The organism is Streptomyces sp. NPDC050988 (genome assembly GCF_044456225.1).
GTDB lineage: Bacteria > Actinomycetota > Actinomycetes > Streptomycetales > Streptomycetaceae > Streptomyces.
In genome coordinates this window covers 79,704-95,840 of record NZ_JBITFQ010000022.1, presented here as the reverse complement: position 1 = coordinate 95,840, position 16,137 = coordinate 79,704, and the positions used below count along the sequence as shown (strand labels likewise).

The following is a 16,137-nucleotide window of genomic DNA, read 5'->3' as shown; positions in this document are numbered from 1 at the left end:
CCCTCTTAAAAGTGCCGCACGCCCCCTGGACACCACCCACTGGATGCGGGATAACAAGCTTCATACAGTATTCGTCGACTGTATGCAATGTACCGCGACGGCATCCACGAACAGTGCGCGCACCACGTATGAGCTGCACGTATGAGCTGCGCTTCGGCGCGCCCAATCCCCTACGAAGGGACAGGACTTCGCCATGCCCGACGACAACAGCCAGAACCTCATCTCCGGTGGGCACCTGGTCGCCAAGGCACTCAAAGCGGAGGGTGTGGAGGTCATCTACACGCTCTGCGGCGGCCACATCATCGACATCTACGACGGCTGCGTCGACGAAGGCATCGAGGTCGTCGACGTACGCCACGAACAGGTCGCCGCCCACGCCGCCGACGGCTACGCGCGCATCACCGGCAAGCCCGGCTGCGCCGTCGTCACCGCCGGTCCCGGCACGACCGACGCCGTGACGGGTGTCGCCAACGCCTTCCGCGCGGAGTCCCCGATGCTGCTGATCGGCGGCCAGGGGGCGCACACCCAGCACAAGATGGGGTCTCTGCAGGACCTGCCGCACGTCGACATGATGACGCCGATCACCAAGTTCGCGGCGACCGTGCCGGACACCGCGCGGGCCGCCGACATGGTGTCGATGGCGTTCCGTGAGTGCTACCACGGGGCGCCCGGCCCGTCCTTCCTGGAGATCCCGCGCGATGTCCTCGACGCCAAGGTGCCGGTCGAGAAGGCCCGGGTCCCCGCCGCCGGCCAGTACCGGGCCTCGACCCGCTCGGCCGGTGACCCCGAGGCCATCGAGAAGCTCGCCGACCTCCTCGTGCACGCCGAGAAGCCCGCGATCCTGCTGGGCAGCCAGGTGTGGACGACCCGTGGCACCGAGTCCGCCATCGAGCTCGTACGCGCTCTCAACATCCCCGCGTACATGAACGGCGCCGGGCGCGGCACGCTGCCGCCCGGGGACCCGCACCACTTCCAGCTGTCGCGGCGGTACGCCTTCTCCAACGCCGACGTCATCGTCATCGTCGGTACGCCCTTCGACTTCCGTATGGGCTACGGGAAGCGGCTGTCGCAGGACGCCACCGTCGTGCAGATCGACCTCGACTACCGGACCGTCGGCAAGAACCGGGACATCGACCTCGGGATCGTCGGTGACGCGGGTCTGGTCCTGAAGTCGGTCACCGAGGCGGCCTCCGGTCGCATCAACGGGGGCGCGTCGAAGCGCAAGGAGTGGCTCGACGAGCTGCGCGCCGCAGAGCAGACCGCCATCGAGAAGCGGCTGCCGAACCTGAAGTCGGACGCTTCGCCGATCCACCCGTACCGCCTGGTCAGCGAGATCAACGACTTCCTCACCGAGGACTCCATCTACATCGGCGACGGCGGCGACATCGTCACCTTCTCCGGTCAGGTCGTGCAGCCCAAGTCGCCCGGGCACTGGATGGACCCGGGACCCCTCGGCACGCTCGGCGTCGGCGTCCCCTTCGTGCTCGCCGCCAAGAAGGCACGGCCCGACAAGGAGGTCGTCGCCCTCTTCGGAGACGGCGCCTTCTCGCTCACCGGCTGGGACTTCGAGACCCTCGTCCGCTACAACCTCCCGTTCGTCGGCATCGTCGGCAACAACTCCTCCATGAACCAGATCCGCTACGGCCAGGCCGCCAAGTACGGCCTGGAGCGCGAGCGGGTCGGCAACACCCTCGGCGACGTCCACTACGACAAGTTCGCCCAGATGCTGGGCGGCTACGGCGAAGAGGTCCGCGACCCCGCCGACATAGCCCCCGCCCTCCAGCGCGCCCGCGAGTCGGGCAAGCCGTCACTGATCAACGTCTGGGTCGACCCGGACGCGTACGCCCCCGGAACCATGAACCAGACGATGTACAAGTGAGGTGGCACCGATGACAGCGACGACTGAGACGCCGGCCACGGCAGCGACGCCGCCGACCTCGACCAAAGCCCTCGAAGGCATCCGCGTCCTCGACATGACGCACGTCCAGTCCGGTCCTTCCGCCACCCAGCTGCTCGCCTGGCTCGGCGCGGACGTCGTCAAGCTGGAGGCGCCGACCGGGGACATCACGCGCAAGCAGCTGCGTGACCTCCCGGACGTCGACTCCCTCTACTTCACGATGCTCAACTGCAACAAGCGGAGCATCACCCTCAACACCAAGACCGAGCGCGGCAAGGAGATCCTCACCGAGCTGATCCGGCGCTCCGACGTCATGGTCGAGAACTTCGGACCGGGCGCGGTCGACCGCATGGGCTTCACCTGGGACCGCATCCAGGAGATCAATCCGCGGATCGTCTATGCCTCCATCAAGGGGTTCGGGGACGGCCCGTACACCAACTTCAAGGCGTACGAGGTCGTCGCTCAGGCCATGGGCGGGTCGATGTCGACCACCGGCTTCGAGGACGGGCCGCCGCTGGCGACGGGGGCCCAGATCGGTGACTCGGGCACGGGCATCCACGCGGTGGCGGCGATCCTCGCCGCCCTGTTCCAGCGGGAGAACACGGGGCGCGGGCAGCGCGTGAACGTGGCGATGCAGCATGCCGTGCTGAATCTGTGCCGGGTGAAACTGCGGGACCAGCAGCGCCTCGGGCATGGACCACTGGCTGAATATCCCAACGACGACTTCGGCGACGAGGTTCCCAGGTCGGGCAACGCGTCCGGCGGCGGCCAGCCCGGCTGGGCCGTCAAGTGCGCGCCGGGCGGCCCGAACGACTACGTGTACGTCATCGTGCAGCCCGTCGGCTGGAAGCCCATCACCGAGCTCATCGGGCGCCCCGAACTCGCGGACGCCCCCGAGTGGGCGACCCCGGAGGCCCGGCTCCCCCAGCTCACCAAGATGTTTCAGCTCATCGAGGAGTGGTCGTCCACGCTCCCCAAGTGGCAGGTCCTTGAGCAGCTCAACGCCCACAACATCCCCTGCGGTCCGATCCTCTCCACCAAGGAGATCATCGAGGACGAGTCGCTGGTCGCCAACGAGATGGTCGTGACGGTGCCGCACCCCGAGCGGGGCGACTTCGTGACCGTGGGCAGCCCGCTGAAGCTCTCCGACTCCCCCGTGGACGTGACCAGTTCGCCGCTGCTCGGCGAGCACAACGAAGAGGTGTACGTCGGCGAGCTGGGTCTCGGCGACGAGGAGCTGCGCCTGCTCAAATCGAACGGAGTGATCTGATTGATGGCCGAAGACCGGGTGCTGAGGGTGCGTACGCTCCTCGAAGCCGTGCGGGCCGAGGGGCGGACGGCGCTGACCGCGCCCGAGGGCAAGGTGATCGCCGACGCGTACGCGATCGCCGTCCCCGGCGAGGAACTCGCGACGGACGTCGACGAGGCGGTCTCGTACGCGGCGCGCTTCGGCGGGCCCGTCGTGATGAAGATCGTCTCCCCCGACATCCTCCACAAGACCGACGCCGGCGGCGTGATCGTAGGTGTGGAGGGCGCGACGGACGTACGCGCCGCCTTCCACAAGATCATCGAGAACGCCCGGGCGTACGACTCCAAGGCCCGCATCGAGGGCGTACAGGTCCAGGAACTCCTCCCCAAGGGGCAGGAGGTCATCGTCGGCGCGGTGACCGATCCGACATTCGGGAAGGTCGTGGCCTTCGGGCTCGGCGGTGTACTGGTCGAGGTCCTCAAGGACGTCACGTTCCGGCTGGCGCCGGTGGACGCGGACGAGGCGCTGTCGATGCTGGACTCGATCCGCGCTGCGGAGATCCTGCGCGGCGTGCGGGGCGCTCCGGCGGTGGACCGGTGGGCGATCGCCGAGCAGATCCGCCGGGTCTCCGAACTGGTCGCGGACTTCCCGGAGATCGCCGAGGTGGACCTCAACCCGGTGATCGCCACCCCGGAGGGCGCGGTGGCCGCGGACATCCGGGTCATCCTCGCCGAGGAAGTGGCCAAGCCGCGACGGAAGTACACACGCGAAGAGATCCTCACCACCATGCGCCGGTTGATGCAGCCGTCGTCGGTGGCCGTGATCGGCGCCTCCAACGAGCAGGGAAAGATCGGCAATTCGGTCATGCGCAACCTCATCGACGGCGGCTTCTCCGGGGAGATCCACCCGGTGAACCCCAAAGCCGATGACATTCTGGGCCGCAAGGCGTACAAGAGTGTCACCGACGTTCCCGGTGAGGTGGATGTGGCGGTCTTCGCTATCCCCGCCAAGTTCGTGGCCTCGGCCCTGGAGGAGGTGGGACGCAAGGGGATCCCCAACGCTGTCCTGATCCCCTCGGGGTTCGCGGAGACCGGTGAGCACGAGCTGCAGGACGAGATCGTGGCGATCGGTGAGCGGTACGGAGTCCGGCTGCTCGGCCCGAACATCTACGGCTACTACTCGACGTGGCAGGACCTGTGCGCCACGTTCTGCACGCCGTACGACGTCAAGGGCGGCGTCGCGCTCACCTCGCAGTCCGGTGGCATAGGGATGGCCATTCTGGGCTTCGCACGCACTACGAAGACGGGTGTTTCCGCGATCGTGGGGCTCGGCAACAAGTCGGACCTGGACGAGGACGACCTGCTGACCTGGTTCGGCGAGGACCCCAACACCAAGTGCATCGCCATGCACCTGGAGGACCTCAAGGACGGCCGCGCCTTCGTGGAGGCCGCGCGGGCGACCGTCCCCAAGAAGCCGGTGGTCGTCCTGAAGGCGGGCCGTACGGCGGCCGGTGCCAAGGCCGCAGGCTCGCACACGGGCGCCCTCGCGGGCGACGACGCCGTGTACGAGGACATCCTCAAGCAGGCCGGTGTCATCCGGGCGCCCGGTCTGAACGAAATGCTGGAGTACGCGCGCGCGTTGCCGGTGCTGCCGACCCCTCAGGGCGACAACATCGTGATCATCACCGGCGCCGGCGGCAGTGGCGTACTGCTGTCCGACGCCGTGACCGACAACGGCCTCTCCCTGATGGAGATCCCGCCGGACCTGGACGCGTCCTTCCGGAAGTTCATCCCGCCCTTCGGCGCGGCCGGCAACCCGGTGGACATCACGGGCGGCGAGCCGCCGTCGACGTACGAGGCGACGATCCGGCTCGGTCTCGAGGACCCGCGGATCCACTCGCTGGTCCTCGGCTACTGGCACACCATCGTGACCCCTCCCATGGTCTTCGCCGAGCTCACCGCGCGCGTGGTGGCCGAATTCCGGGAGCGCGGGATCGAGAAGCCCGTCGTGGCATCGCTCGCGGGCGACGTCGAGGTCGAGGAGGCCTGCCAGTACCTCTACGAGCACGGGGTCGTGGCATACCCGTACACGACCGAGAAGCCGGTCGCCGTCCTCGGCGCGAAATATCGCTGGGCGCGTGCGGCGGGGCTGTTGTGACGCGGCGGCGCGCGGTGGGCGCTGTTGGGGGGCGGTTCATGACTTGACCCGGTGAAGGGGCGGGCCGACGGTGCGCGTCGGCCCGCCCCGGGACCCGTGCGCACACGAAAGGAATTGGACAGGGGGCGCTGGCCAGATCTTTCGACGCAAGGGGTGCTACGCGACATGACAACCACCGACTTCACGACACCCGTCCCCTACAGGGAGGTGACGGACCGCAACGGCCGCCTGTACCGGATCGGCGAGACCGACCGGGACATCATGGGGCGACCACGCTGGACCATGGTGCTCTTCCCCTGGATGGGCATGATGGGCATCAGCTCCTCGGAGTACGCGTTCACATCCGCCGAGGACACCCTGCACGAGGCCCACCTCTGGGACAGTGGGCACATCTTCTGGCTGATGGGCGTCTGGGTGTTCTTCCAGGCGGCCGTGGCCTTCCCGGCCGGCCAGCTGCGCGAGAGCGGAAAGCTGCCCGCGCGGTACGCCATGATGCTCGGCGCACTCGGCACGATCCTGGGTTACATCTCGCTGGCGTACGCGCCGCACGTGATCGTCGCGTACATAGGCTTCGGCATGTTCAGCGGCATCGGCGCCGGCCTCGTCTACGCGACCTGCGTGAACATGGTCGGCAAGTGGTATCCGGAGCGCAAGGGCGGCAAGACCGGCATGGTCAACGGCGGTTTCGCCTACGGCTCCGTGCCCTTCGTGTTCCTGTTCACCTCGTACATGGACCTGTCCAACTACGAGACCGTGCTGGTCATGGTCGGCGTGATCTGCTGCACGGTCGTCGCCGTCGCCGGCTGGTTCTTCAAGGACCCGCCGAAGAACTGGTGGCCGGCGCACGTCGACCCGCTGAAGACCTCCGACGACCCGCGGGTCGTGCGGGCACTGGCGAAGAACCCGCCGGCGGTCAAGCAGTACACACCGCGGGAGGCGGCCAGGACGCCCGTCCTGTGGATGATGTGGTTCTGCCTGTTGTGCACGGCCGGTATCAACATCTTCGGCATCGCCATGCAGGTGCCGTTCGGAAAGGAGATGGGGTTCGCGGGCGGCATCGTGGCCACCGCGATGTCACTCAAGGCGATCGTCAACGGCACCGGGCGTGGTGTCATCGGCTGGATCTCGGACCGTTACGGCCGACGGAACACACTCGTCATCGTCTGTGTCGTCCTCGGCTGCTCGCAGTTCGGCGTGTTCCTCTCCGGGAACATGGGCTCGATGCCGTTCTTCCTGGTCTGCTCGATGGTCTCGGGCTTCGGCGGCGGCGCGATCTTCCCGCTGTTCGCGGCCATGACGGCGGACTACTTCGGTGAGAACAACAACGCCTCCAACTACGGCATGGTCTACAGCTCCAAGCTCATCTCCGGTCTCGTCGGCTCCGGCGTGGGAGCCGTCGTCGTGAGCGCCTGGGGCTACGGGGGCGCCTTCGCACTGGCGGGCGGTATCGGTCTCGGTTCCGCGGTCCTCGCGCTCTTCCTGCGCGCTCCTGGGCGTCCTACGGCCAAGCGCATCGTGCCCAACCCGCACCCGATCGGTGAGGAGATGGCCTGAACCGGTGAGGAGGCGAATCGAGCCGGTGGGGGCATGCCCCCTCATGAACCCTGCGGTGCGGAACCGTCCCGCACTGTGTCCGCCGCACACGTCCCCGAAGCTCTAGAACTTCCACGATCCGCTTCTGTCCTTGGAATTCCGTCCTTCGGAATACTGTCCTTCGGAATTCTGTCCTTGGAAACGCCGACGGTCCTCCCCACGGCACCGCGTGGGGAGGACCTTCGCTGTGTGTCCGGGGTCAGTGGCGCCTTGCGCGGAGGGCCGCGAGGTTGTCGTAACTGATCTTGGCCTCGCGCAGCGACTGTGCGGGGTCCGTGGCACTGGGCGAGTTGTCGTCCTCGACCATCGGGTTGTGGTAGTTCCGCTCCCCGACCCGCGAGAAGAACGTGGTGTAGTCGATGACGCCCGTTCCGAAGGGCACCATGTCGTAGCCCATGCCGTTGGTGGTGCTCACGACACCGTCCTTGGCGTGGAACAGCGGGTAGCGCTTGTTGTTGCGGGCGACGAGCCCCGCCGGGTCGAAGACCTTCTCGCGGGTGGAGCCGTCGTGGGCGGTGTAGGTGTGGAACTTGTACTGGGCCACGTGCGCCCAGAAGATGTCCATCTCCAGCCAGACCAGCTTCGGGTCGGTGGCCTTCAGGAAGTACTCCAGCTTGCGAATGCCGGAGCTGCGGGTGGGCCGGCCCTGCGCGTCCAGCGGGCCTCCGTCGAGCAGGAAGCCGTAGGCGGAGTCGTGGTTGTGCGTGTACAGCTTGATGCCCTCGCGGCGGGCGATCCTGCCCAGCGCGTTCCACTTGTCGGCCGCCACGTCCCAGTCGGCCGGGTAGGAGCTGCCGGTGGGGTCGCCGCCGGTGCCCATGTGGTCCATGCCGAGGATGTTGGCGATCTCCAGGTGCTTCTTGAAGGTGTCCAGGTCGGCGCTGGTCAGTGGCCAGGAGGACGGTATGAAGCCGTGGTTGCCCTGGGCGCGCAGGCCGTAGTCGTCGAGCCAGGAACGCAGCAGCCTGGCGCCCGCGACGGACTCCAGACTGGCGCCGCCGGGCGCGTTGGCGTGCTGGTTGTAGCCGGCGAACTCCACCTGTCGGTATCCGTGTCGGGCCAGCTGCTTGAACACCTCGCGGAAGCCGGAGGGCAGGTCCGAGGCGAGCGGGTCGCGGGCCGTGGCGTCGCGGACGGTGTAGAGGATGATGCCGCGCTTGCCCGGCGGAACGAGGACGTGACCGCGGCCGTGGTCATGGTCGTGGCCTCTGCCCCGGTCCTGGGCCAGGGCTGGTGAGGCGCCCACCACCGGGGCGGCGATCGCCCCGGCGGCGACGGCGGTGCAGGTGCTGAGGAAGCGGCGGCGGTTGACGCCGAGCGCGCGACGCAGGGCGTCGCCGGTTCCGGATTCGTCGTTGAACGCGGTCACGGTGTCTCTCTTTCGGGTAGGGGCCCACCGTGTTCGGCAGGGGCCCAGCCATGTTCGTCAGAGGTCCGGCTGTGACGGGTGCCGTGCGGTATGCCGGTTATCCACAGGCCGAACGCACTGTCGGTGCCGTGTGTTTCACTTTTCGTAATCGCTCGTCCGGTCGTTCCCGGGTGCTGTCACCCGAGGCCGGCCAGGTCGAGCAACAGGGATTTCACATCGGTGGCCGCGACGCGGTCGCCGACAGCGCGGGGGGTGGAGCAGATGATGAGCGGACCTTCGTCGTCGCTCAGGGGGAGGCGGCCGTGGCTGCCTCGAATAGGTGAGGGATCGAGGGGCACGACCGCCATGCGGTAGCGCATGCCGAGCTTCTTGCGGGCCAGCGCGCCCGCGGCCTTGACCTTGACGTACGGGTCGAGCGGATCCATGAAGAGTTCGACCGGGTCGTAGCCGGGTTTGCGGTGGATCTCGACGAGCTGAGCGAAGTCGGGCGCGCGGGCGTCGTCGAGCCAGTAGTAGTACGTGAACCAGGCGTCGGGCTCCGCGACGGCGACGAGTTCGCCGGAGCGCGGATGGTCGAGGTGGTGGGTCTTCTTGCCTTCGTCGTCGAGGAGTTGCTCAATGCCGGGCAGATCGGCGAGCGCCGCTTTCGTGGCCTCCAGGTCCTCGGGGCGGCGCACGTAGACATGGGCGATCTGGTGGTCGGCGACGGCGAAGGCACGTGAGGCCATCGGGTCGAGGTACTCCATGCCGTCCTGCGTGTGCACTTCGAGGAGTCCGGCGCGGCGCAGTGCGCGGTTGATGTCGACGGGACGGTCCGCGCGGGTGATGCCGTACTCGGACAGGGCGACGACGGTGCGGCCTTCCGCCCGGGCGTCGTCGAGGAGGGGGGCCATGGCCGCGTCGAGGTCGGCGGCCGCCTTCAGGGAGCGCGGGTCGTCGGGGCCGAAGCGCTGCAGGTCGTAGTCGAGATGAGGGAGGTAGCAGAGGGTCAGGTCCGGGTGGCGGGAGCGGATGATGTGCCGGGTGGCGTCGATGATCCAGCGGCTGGAGACGAGGTCGGCGCCGGGACCCCAGAAGTGGAAGAGGGGGAACGTGCCGAGTTTCTCGGTGAGTTCGTCGTGCAGGGCCGGGGGCCGGGTGTAGCAGTCGGGTTCCTTGCGGCCGTCGGCGTAGTAGATCGGACGAGGGGTGATGGTGATGTCGGTGTCGGCGCCCATGGCGTACCACCAGCAGATATTGGCGACCGTGTAGCCGGGGTGCGCGCGCCGGGCGGCGTCCCACAGTTTGTCCCCGGACACCAGGCCGTTGTGCTGGCGCCACAGCAGTACGTCGCCGAGGTCGCGGAAGTACCAGCCGTTGCCGACGATGCCGTGCTCGGACGGGTGGGTACCGGTGAGGAACGTCGACTGGGCGGCGCAGGTGACGGCGGGCAGGACCGTGCCGAGGCTGGCCTGCGAGCCGGACTGGGCGAGGGTCTTGAGGTGGGGCATGTGGTCGAGGAGACGGGGGGTGAGGCCGACGACGTCGAGGACGAGGAGGGGGGTGGGAGCCGTGGAGCCGTCGGTGCCGGCCGGCGCTGCCGGGGTCTCGTGGGTGCTCATGGGAGTTCCTTCAGGCCGAGGTCGGTCAACAGGTCCCGGGCGAGGGTGAGTTCCGCGGCGATGCCGTCGGCGAGCTGGGCGCGGGCGCGGGGGCGCAGCTCGGGCGGGAGGGCCTGCCAGGTGTAGGTCTCGACCTCGAGGTGGCTGGTCAGCGGGTGCGGGCCGCCGACCAGTCGGGTCAGCGTGTCCTTGAGTACGGGCAGCGTGGAGGTGAGGGGCGCGTCGGGGGCCGCGTGCAGCGGGACATGGAAGTGGGCGCGCCACGGGGAGGCGTCGGGCAGGGCGTCCTCCTTGACGGCCTCGCCGAGGTCGTCGGTCCCGCGGAGTCCGGCGGCGGTGAGGGTGCGGGTCTGGTGCAGGAAGCGGGGTTCGTCGAAGGCGGCGAGGGCCTCGCGGACTTCGGGGAGGTGGGGGTGTTCGGCGTGCAGGGCGGCTGACAGCTGGGACTTGACGACGGGGACGCGGGCTGCGGCCAGGGCGTCCAGGGCGGTGCTCGGATCTTCGAAGGAGGTGGCGAGGTGGCAGGTGTCGACGCAGACGCCGATACGGGGGTGGCCGATCGCGGTGAGCGGGGCGATGGCGTCGGCCGTGGTCTCGACGGTGCAGCCCGGCTCCGGCTCCAGGCCGACACGGATGGAGCGGCCGGTCAGATCCTCCAGCGCGTCGAGGCGTTCCGCGAGGGTGGTCAGGGCCGCGTGGGCGCGGGCGGCGCGGTCGTCGTCGTACACCGTGCGCCAGGCGAGCGGCAGGGTGGAGATGGTGCCTTCGGTGACGTCGTCGGGGAGGAGTACGGCGAGCACGCGGGCGAGGGCCGTGGTGTGTTCGAGCCGCTCGGGGTCGGCCCAGTCCGGCTTGTAGACGCGGTACTTGACCTCCTCAGCGCCGAACCCCTCGTACGGGAAGCCGTTGAGGGTGACGACTTCGAGGCCGCGGAGGTCGAGTTCGGTGCGCAGCCCGCGCAGGGCGGACGGGTCGGTGACGAGGGCGTGGGCGGCGTCCTTGGCGAGCCACAGGCCGATGCCGAGACGGTCGCGGCCAAGGCGTTTGCGTACGGGTTCGCAGTGGTCGCGGAGCTGGGCGAGGACGCCGTCGAGGGTCTCGGCCGGGTGCACGTTGGTGCAGTAGGCGAGGTGGACGGTGGAGCCGTCGGGGTGGCGGAAGCGCATGGGTCACGCCTCCGTCGTCGTCGGGACAGGGGCCGGGGCGGTGTTCGGGTCTGCGTCCGGGACCGTCTTCGGGACGCCGCGGAGGATGGAGTTGCCCTCGTGGGTGGCGTCCGTGTCGGCGACGTCCAGGTCGAGGCGGCCGCTGAGTCCGTAGAAGGCGACGGGGTTGCGCCAGAGCACCTGGTCGACGTCGTCCTCGGTGAACCCTGCCTTCAGCAGGGCGTCCGCGACCTTGCGGGTCTTCAGCGGGTCGCTCTTGCCCCAGTCGGCGGCGGAGTTGACCAGTACCTTCTCCGGTCCGTACTCCCGCAAGACGGCGACCATCCGTTCCTCGTCCATCTTGGTGTCCGGATAGACGGAGAAGCCGAGCCAGCAGCCGCCGTCCTTGGCCTCCTTGACCGTGGTCTCGTTGAGGTGGTCGATCAGGACGTGGTCCGGGGGCAGTGCGGACTCCCGGACCACGTCGAGGGTGCGGCGCAGACCGGCTAGCTTGTCGCGGTGCGGGGTGTGGACGAGCGCGGGCAGCTCGTAGGTGGCGGCGAGCTGGAGCTGGGCGGCCAGGGCGGTGTCCTCGGCGGGGGTCATCGAGTCGTAGCCGATCTCGCCGACGGCCACGACGTGGTCCTTGACGAGATACCGGGGCAGTTCGTCGAGGACGGGGACGCAGCGGGGGTCGTTGGCCTCTTTGGGGTTGAGGGCGAGGGTGCAGTGGTGGGCGATGCCGTACTGGGCGGCGCGGAAGGGTTCCCAGCCGAGGAGGGAGTCGAAGTAGTCGAGGAAGGAGGCGACCGAGGTGCGGGGCTGGCCGAGCCAGAAGGCGGGTTCGACGACGGCTCTGACACCGGCGGCGTGCATGGCTTCGTAGTCGTCGGTGGTCCGTGACGTCATGTGGATGTGGGGGTCGAAGATGCGCATCAGGACTCCTTGCCGTCGCTGCCGTGGGGGGCGTCGGTGCCGGGCGGGGTGGCCGGGTGCTCGGTCAGGGCCAGGACGTGGTGCAGGTCCTGGGGTACGGGACGGCCCGCGGCGGTGCGTTCGTCGGCGTAGTCGGCGAGCATGCGGGCGAGTTCCGCGTCGGCGCGGGCGCGGCGGGGCAGGTCGGCCACCGCCTCGACGGGGACACCGGTGAACAGGCACTTGAGCACGGCGTGCCGCCAGTTGTGGGCGTCCAGGTGCAGGGCGGCGTACGGGCCGACGGCGGCGGCCACGAGCCGGGTGTCGTTGGTGCGCAGCGCGTCCTCGACGATCGGCAGGGCGTCGGGGCCCGGCACGATGTGGGGCAGGGCCTGGAGGACGGCGCGGCGTTCGTCGGCGGTGCCCTGGCGGTAGACGCGGGTGAGGGTGGTCGCGTCGGCGCGGGCCGCGTGCAGGAGGAGGACGCGGGCCGCCTCCGCGTGGTCGGGGCCGCAGCGGCGGCCGGCCTCGGCGATCCTCAACTCCCAGACGGAGATGGGCCCGTGGGTGCCGGGGTGGGCGGCCGCCTCGTCGAGGGCCTGGTCCAGCCAGGCACGCGCGGCGCCGTCGAGCCGGCCGTTCAGGCGGGTGTGCAGGGCGGTGAGGGCCGGCGGGGTGACGTCCGTCGGGGTGCCGAGGTCGTCGTGGAGGTCCTTCACGGGGTTCTCCCGTCGGAGTCGGTGGAGCCCTCGCCGGGGTTCGGCGGCCGGTCGGCGTCCGGGGGTGTGGAGACGGCGGCCGCGTGATGGAGGAACGGGAGGGACTGCTGGGCGAGTTGGGGGCCGGCGTGGGAGTGGCGGGGCAGTTCGACGGAGACCAGGCCCTGGTAACCGACGGCGGCGAGGGCTTCAAGTACGGGAGGGAAGTCGATCTCTCCGTCGCCGAAGGGGAGGTGTTCGTGGACGCCGCGCCGCATGTCCTCGATCTGGACGTGGCGCAGCCAGGGGGCGGCGGCGCGTACGCAGTCGGCTGGTGAGAGTGGTTCGAGGCACTGGCAGTGGCCGATGTCGAGGGTGAGACCGAGGGCGTCGGGGCTGCCGAGGGCGGTGCGCAGACGGTGGAAGTCGTCGAGGGTGGCGAGGAGGTGACCGGGTTCGGGTTCGACGGCGAGGGGGATTCCGGCGGCGGTGGCGGCGTCGAGGACGGGGGTGAGGGTTTCGGCGAGGCGCTTCCAGGCGGCGTCCTCGGCCTCGGCAGCCTGCCCTTCGGTGCCCGCTCCGTTGTCCGCTTCTCCGGCCGTGTCCTTCGGGAGGATGCCGCTGAAGCAGTGGACCGCGTGCGCGCCGAGGTCCGTGGCGATCTGGACGGCCCTGACGAGCAGGTCGGCGCGGCGGGCGCGTTGGGCCGGGTCCGGGTCGAGGAGGGACGGGCCGTGCTTCCGCCTCGGGTCGAGTACGTAGCGGGCGCCGGTCTCGATGGTGACGCCCAGGCCCAGCTCGTCCAGTCTGCGGGCCAGTTTGTGCGTGCGGGCCGCGAGGTCGGGGGCGAGGGGGTCCAGGTGCATGTGGTCGAGCGTCAGGCCGACGCCGTCGTAGCCGAGGTCTGCGAGAAGGGAGAGGGCGTCGTCCAGGCGGAGGTCGGTGAGGCCGTTGGTGCCGTAGGAATAGCGGAGGGGGTGCGCGGTGGGGTGGGGGCTCGGCCGAGGGCTCATGTCATGCTCACCTTCCGGCCGAACCGGCGGGCGGCCGGCGCGAGCGCGGCCGTCAGCAGGGCGGTGACGGGAGCGCCGGAGCGGGCCGCGAGGGCGGCCTGCAGAGGGATCATGGCGCGGATGCCGCCGCCGACGGCCCGCTGGGTGAGTTGGGGGGACGGGTTCAGGGCGGCGTGGAAGAGGGGGCGGGCGGCGGTCGCCGCGTAGACGGCGGCGAGTGCTCCGCGCAGGGACACGAGGTTGGTGGCGGTTGCCGCCGCGCGACCTGGTTGCCAGTCCCCTCCTGACTGCCAGTCCCGTCCCGGCTTACGATCCCGTCCAGGCTTCCGGGTCTCTCCCGGTTGCCGGTCCTGTCCTGGCTGTCGGTCCCGTTCCGTGCCGTCGCGGGTGATGGACCAGGCCAGTGCCGCCGTCGTGGCCAACCCGCTCAACGGGGCCCATGGTGAACCGCCCTGCGTTTCGTGGCGGGAGACCGTGGTGACGGCCAGGGTGTGGGTGCCCAGGGCCAGCGCGGAGGGCAGGGCCCTGCGGATGTCGCCGTTGGCGGCCACCCCGCCGAGCAGGAGGTCCAGGGAACGGGCCGCCGCCATCGCCACGGGGCCCGCGGGCGTGCGCTTGAGGAGCAGGTCGTACGACCAGACCGTGGCGGCCAGCGCGCCGGCGACCGCGAGGGGGCGGCGACCCGCTGTGGAGGCCAGGGCCAGGCCCGCCGCCGTCAGGCCGCCGGCCGCCGCAAGGGCCGCGGTCGGACTGATGCGGCCCGAGGGCAGGGGGCGGTGTGGGCGGTCCACGGCGTCCTCCGCGCGGTCCGCCCAGTCGTTGAGGGCCATACCGGCCTCGTACAGGCAGAGGGAGGAGGCGATGGCCACCAGGGTTCGGGGGTTCGAGCGCGCCCCGGCCGCGGCGGCGCCCGCGAGCGCGTCGCCGGGGACGGTGAAGAGGGCGGGGAGGCGCAGGAGTTCCACCCAGGCGTTCACGTTCGCTCCCTGCCTCGCGGACCGTGGCGATGTCGCCCTCGCGGTGTCGTGAGGTATCGGGCTCGCGTGCAGCTCGGTCGGGCTCTCGTGCAGCTGGCTCGGGCTCTCGTGCGGCTGGCCCTGGCTCGCCTGCGGCTGGCTCAGGCTCGCGTGCGGCCCGCTCGGGCTCGCGTCCTGCGACACCGGCCACCCGTTCCCGCTCATCGCCGCTCCCCCGGAAGGCTTCGCCGCTCGGCCGGAAGCCCTCGACGCTCACCCGAAGAGCCCGGCCGCTCGCCCGAAGGCAGTTGCGGATCCCCAACGCCCCGCAGCGGACCCTCCGCTCCCGCCCCGGCCCCGCGCAACCGCCCCGCGAACCCCACCAGTTCCGCGTACTGCTCGCCCAGGGCCGCCGGCCCATCCCCCACCGGGTCCTTGAAGTAGAAGCCGAGTTCGGACAGGGGGCCGGACAGGCCGGTCTCGTGGGCGCGGGCGACCAGGCGGGCCAGGTCGAGGATCAGCGGGGCCGCGAGGGCGGAGTCGCAGCCCTGCCAGGTGGTCTGGAGGACCATCCGGGTGCCGAGGAAGCCGTCGAAGGCGATGTGGTCCCAGGCGGTCTTCCAGTCGCCGAGGGACGGTACGTCGTCGATGTGCGTCTCGCCCTCGGGAACCCCGCCGAGGGTGTCGGCGAGGACGCGTTCCTTGCCCGCGTTCTTCGCCGCCGCGGCTCCCGGGTCGGCGAGGGCCGCGCCGTCACCGCCGCCCAGCAGGTTCGTACCGGACCAGGCGCGGACCGCCAGCGCGCGCTGCGCGAACATCGGGCCGAGGACCGACCGCAGCAGGGTCTGGCCGGTCTTGCCGTCCCGGCCCGCGTACGGCAGCCCGGACGCAGAGGCCGCGGACGCCAGTGCCGGGTGGTGCAGGCCCATGGAGGGGGTGAAGTTGACGTACGGGCAGCCCGCCCGCAGCGCGGCCGCCGCGTACAGGGAGCTGGCCGGGAGTTCCGTACCGGTGGGCACCGGCTCCGTGGACGCCACGTTGACCACGACCGTACGGGTCAGACCGCATCGGCTCATGAAGTCACGGATGTCGGAGGCCAGGGCCTCGACCAGTTCGTCCTCGTCGCGCGTCTCACCGGAGAGCGGGCCGCCGAGCCTGATCTCCCGGTCGGCGGCGGCGAGTTCGGCGGTGACGGCCGCCGGAAGTCCGGGCGGCAGCACGCCCCCGGCCGCGAGCGCCTCCGCCCGCTTGGGCAGGGGGCAGTCCACCGTGTCGTGACCGCCGAAGACGAGAGACGACAGCGGGGGCAGTCCGCAGTCGGCGAACGCGGGGGTCTCGGTGACCATGCCCGTCGGTGGGTGCAGCCCCGCGGTCACCGCGGCGCACCCCGTGACGGCCGTGGTGGCGACAGAGCCACGTGCTCCGATCAGCCACACTCCCACCCGCGGCGGGGAGACGGAGGATTCGGCGGACATGGGCAGCCTCCTTGTCGTACGTGAGGTCGTTCGCAAGACGGAAACGCAAGCCGGAGACGCAAGCTGGAA

The 16,137-nt window shown here is 70.2% G+C and carries 12 protein-coding genes; 4 read left to right on the top strand and 8 right to left on the bottom strand.

The window, feature by feature from the left end:
- Nucleotides 1–193 precede the first annotated feature (193 nt).
- From ACIBEI_RS34380 to ACIBEI_RS34365, 4 genes are all read left to right on the top strand, one after another.
- Nucleotides 194–1,879 carry a thiamine pyrophosphate-binding protein gene (locus tag ACIBEI_RS34380; RefSeq protein WP_189840998.1) on the top strand — a complete coding sequence of 562 codons (1,686 nt, stop codon included), beginning with the start codon at nucleotides 194–196 and terminating at the stop codon, nucleotides 1,877–1,879.
- A 10-nt stretch (nucleotides 1,880–1,889) separates the two neighbouring features.
- The gene (gene frc, locus ACIBEI_RS34375; protein WP_398894225.1) at nucleotides 1,890–3,167 is read left to right on the top strand and encodes a formyl-CoA transferase; all 1,278 of its coding nucleotides are present in this window, start codon (nucleotides 1,890–1,892) and stop codon (nucleotides 3,165–3,167) included.
- A gap of 3 nt (nucleotides 3,168–3,170) precedes the next feature.
- The gene (locus tag ACIBEI_RS34370; protein WP_398894224.1) at nucleotides 3,171–5,303 is read left to right on the top strand and encodes an acetate--CoA ligase family protein; all 2,133 of its coding nucleotides are present in this window, start codon (nucleotides 3,171–3,173) and stop codon (nucleotides 5,301–5,303) included.
- Nucleotides 5,304–5,468: 165 nt separating this feature from the next.
- A complete protein-coding gene (locus tag ACIBEI_RS34365; protein ID WP_398894223.1) occupies nucleotides 5,469–6,857 on the top strand; it encodes an OFA family MFS transporter in 1,389 nt (462 codons plus the stop codon).
- 238 nt (nucleotides 6,858–7,095) lie between these two features.
- Here ACIBEI_RS34365 and ACIBEI_RS34360 read toward each other — a convergent pair whose 3' ends face one another.
- The 8 genes from ACIBEI_RS34360 to ACIBEI_RS34325 all read right to left on the bottom strand — a co-directional run bounded on the left by ACIBEI_RS34360 (nucleotide 7,096) and on the right by ACIBEI_RS34325 (nucleotide 16,068).
- On the bottom strand, nucleotides 7,096–8,265 hold the full coding sequence (locus ACIBEI_RS34360) for a sugar phosphate isomerase/epimerase family protein (protein WP_398894221.1): 1,170 nt from the start codon (nucleotides 8,263–8,265) through the stop codon (nucleotides 7,096–7,098).
- A 176-nt stretch (nucleotides 8,266–8,441) separates the two neighbouring features.
- Nucleotides 8,442–9,866 carry a nucleotide pyrophosphatase/phosphodiesterase family protein gene (locus tag ACIBEI_RS34355; RefSeq protein WP_398894219.1) on the bottom strand — a complete coding sequence of 475 codons (1,425 nt, stop codon included), beginning with the start codon at nucleotides 9,864–9,866 and terminating at the stop codon, nucleotides 8,442–8,444.
- A complete protein-coding gene (eboE, locus tag ACIBEI_RS34350) occupies nucleotides 9,863–11,032 on the bottom strand; it encodes a metabolite traffic protein EboE (protein WP_398894217.1) in 1,170 nt (389 codons plus the stop codon). The genes ACIBEI_RS34355 and eboE overlap by 4 nt, the downstream gene beginning before the upstream one ends.
- A gap of 3 nt (nucleotides 11,033–11,035) precedes the next feature.
- Nucleotides 11,036–11,947 carry a TatD family hydrolase gene (locus tag ACIBEI_RS34345; protein WP_398894216.1) on the bottom strand — a complete coding sequence of 304 codons (912 nt, stop codon included), beginning with the start codon at nucleotides 11,945–11,947 and terminating at the stop codon, nucleotides 11,036–11,038.
- Nucleotides 11,947–12,645, bottom strand: coding sequence for an EboA domain-containing protein (locus ACIBEI_RS34340; protein WP_398894214.1), 699 nt, complete (start codon nucleotides 12,643–12,645; stop codon nucleotides 11,947–11,949). Before ACIBEI_RS34340 ends, ACIBEI_RS34345 begins: the two co-directional genes overlap by 1 nt.
- Nucleotides 12,642–13,637 carry a sugar phosphate isomerase/epimerase family protein gene (locus ACIBEI_RS34335; RefSeq protein WP_398894213.1) on the bottom strand — a complete coding sequence of 332 codons (996 nt, stop codon included), beginning with the start codon at nucleotides 13,635–13,637 and terminating at the stop codon, nucleotides 12,642–12,644. The genes ACIBEI_RS34340 and ACIBEI_RS34335 overlap by 4 nt, the downstream gene beginning before the upstream one ends.
- Nucleotides 13,634–14,614: an SCO3242 family prenyltransferase gene (locus ACIBEI_RS34330; RefSeq protein WP_398894212.1), complete on the bottom strand. Its 981-nt coding sequence runs from the start codon at nucleotides 14,612–14,614 to the stop codon at nucleotides 13,634–13,636. The genes ACIBEI_RS34335 and ACIBEI_RS34330 overlap by 4 nt, the downstream gene beginning before the upstream one ends.
- Nucleotides 14,615–14,814: 200 nt before the next feature.
- Nucleotides 14,815–16,068 (bottom strand): inositol-3-phosphate synthase, encoded by a 1,254-nt coding sequence (locus tag ACIBEI_RS34325; protein WP_398894211.1) that lies wholly within the window; start codon nucleotides 16,066–16,068, stop codon nucleotides 14,815–14,817.
- Nucleotides 16,069–16,137 lie beyond the last annotated feature (69 nt).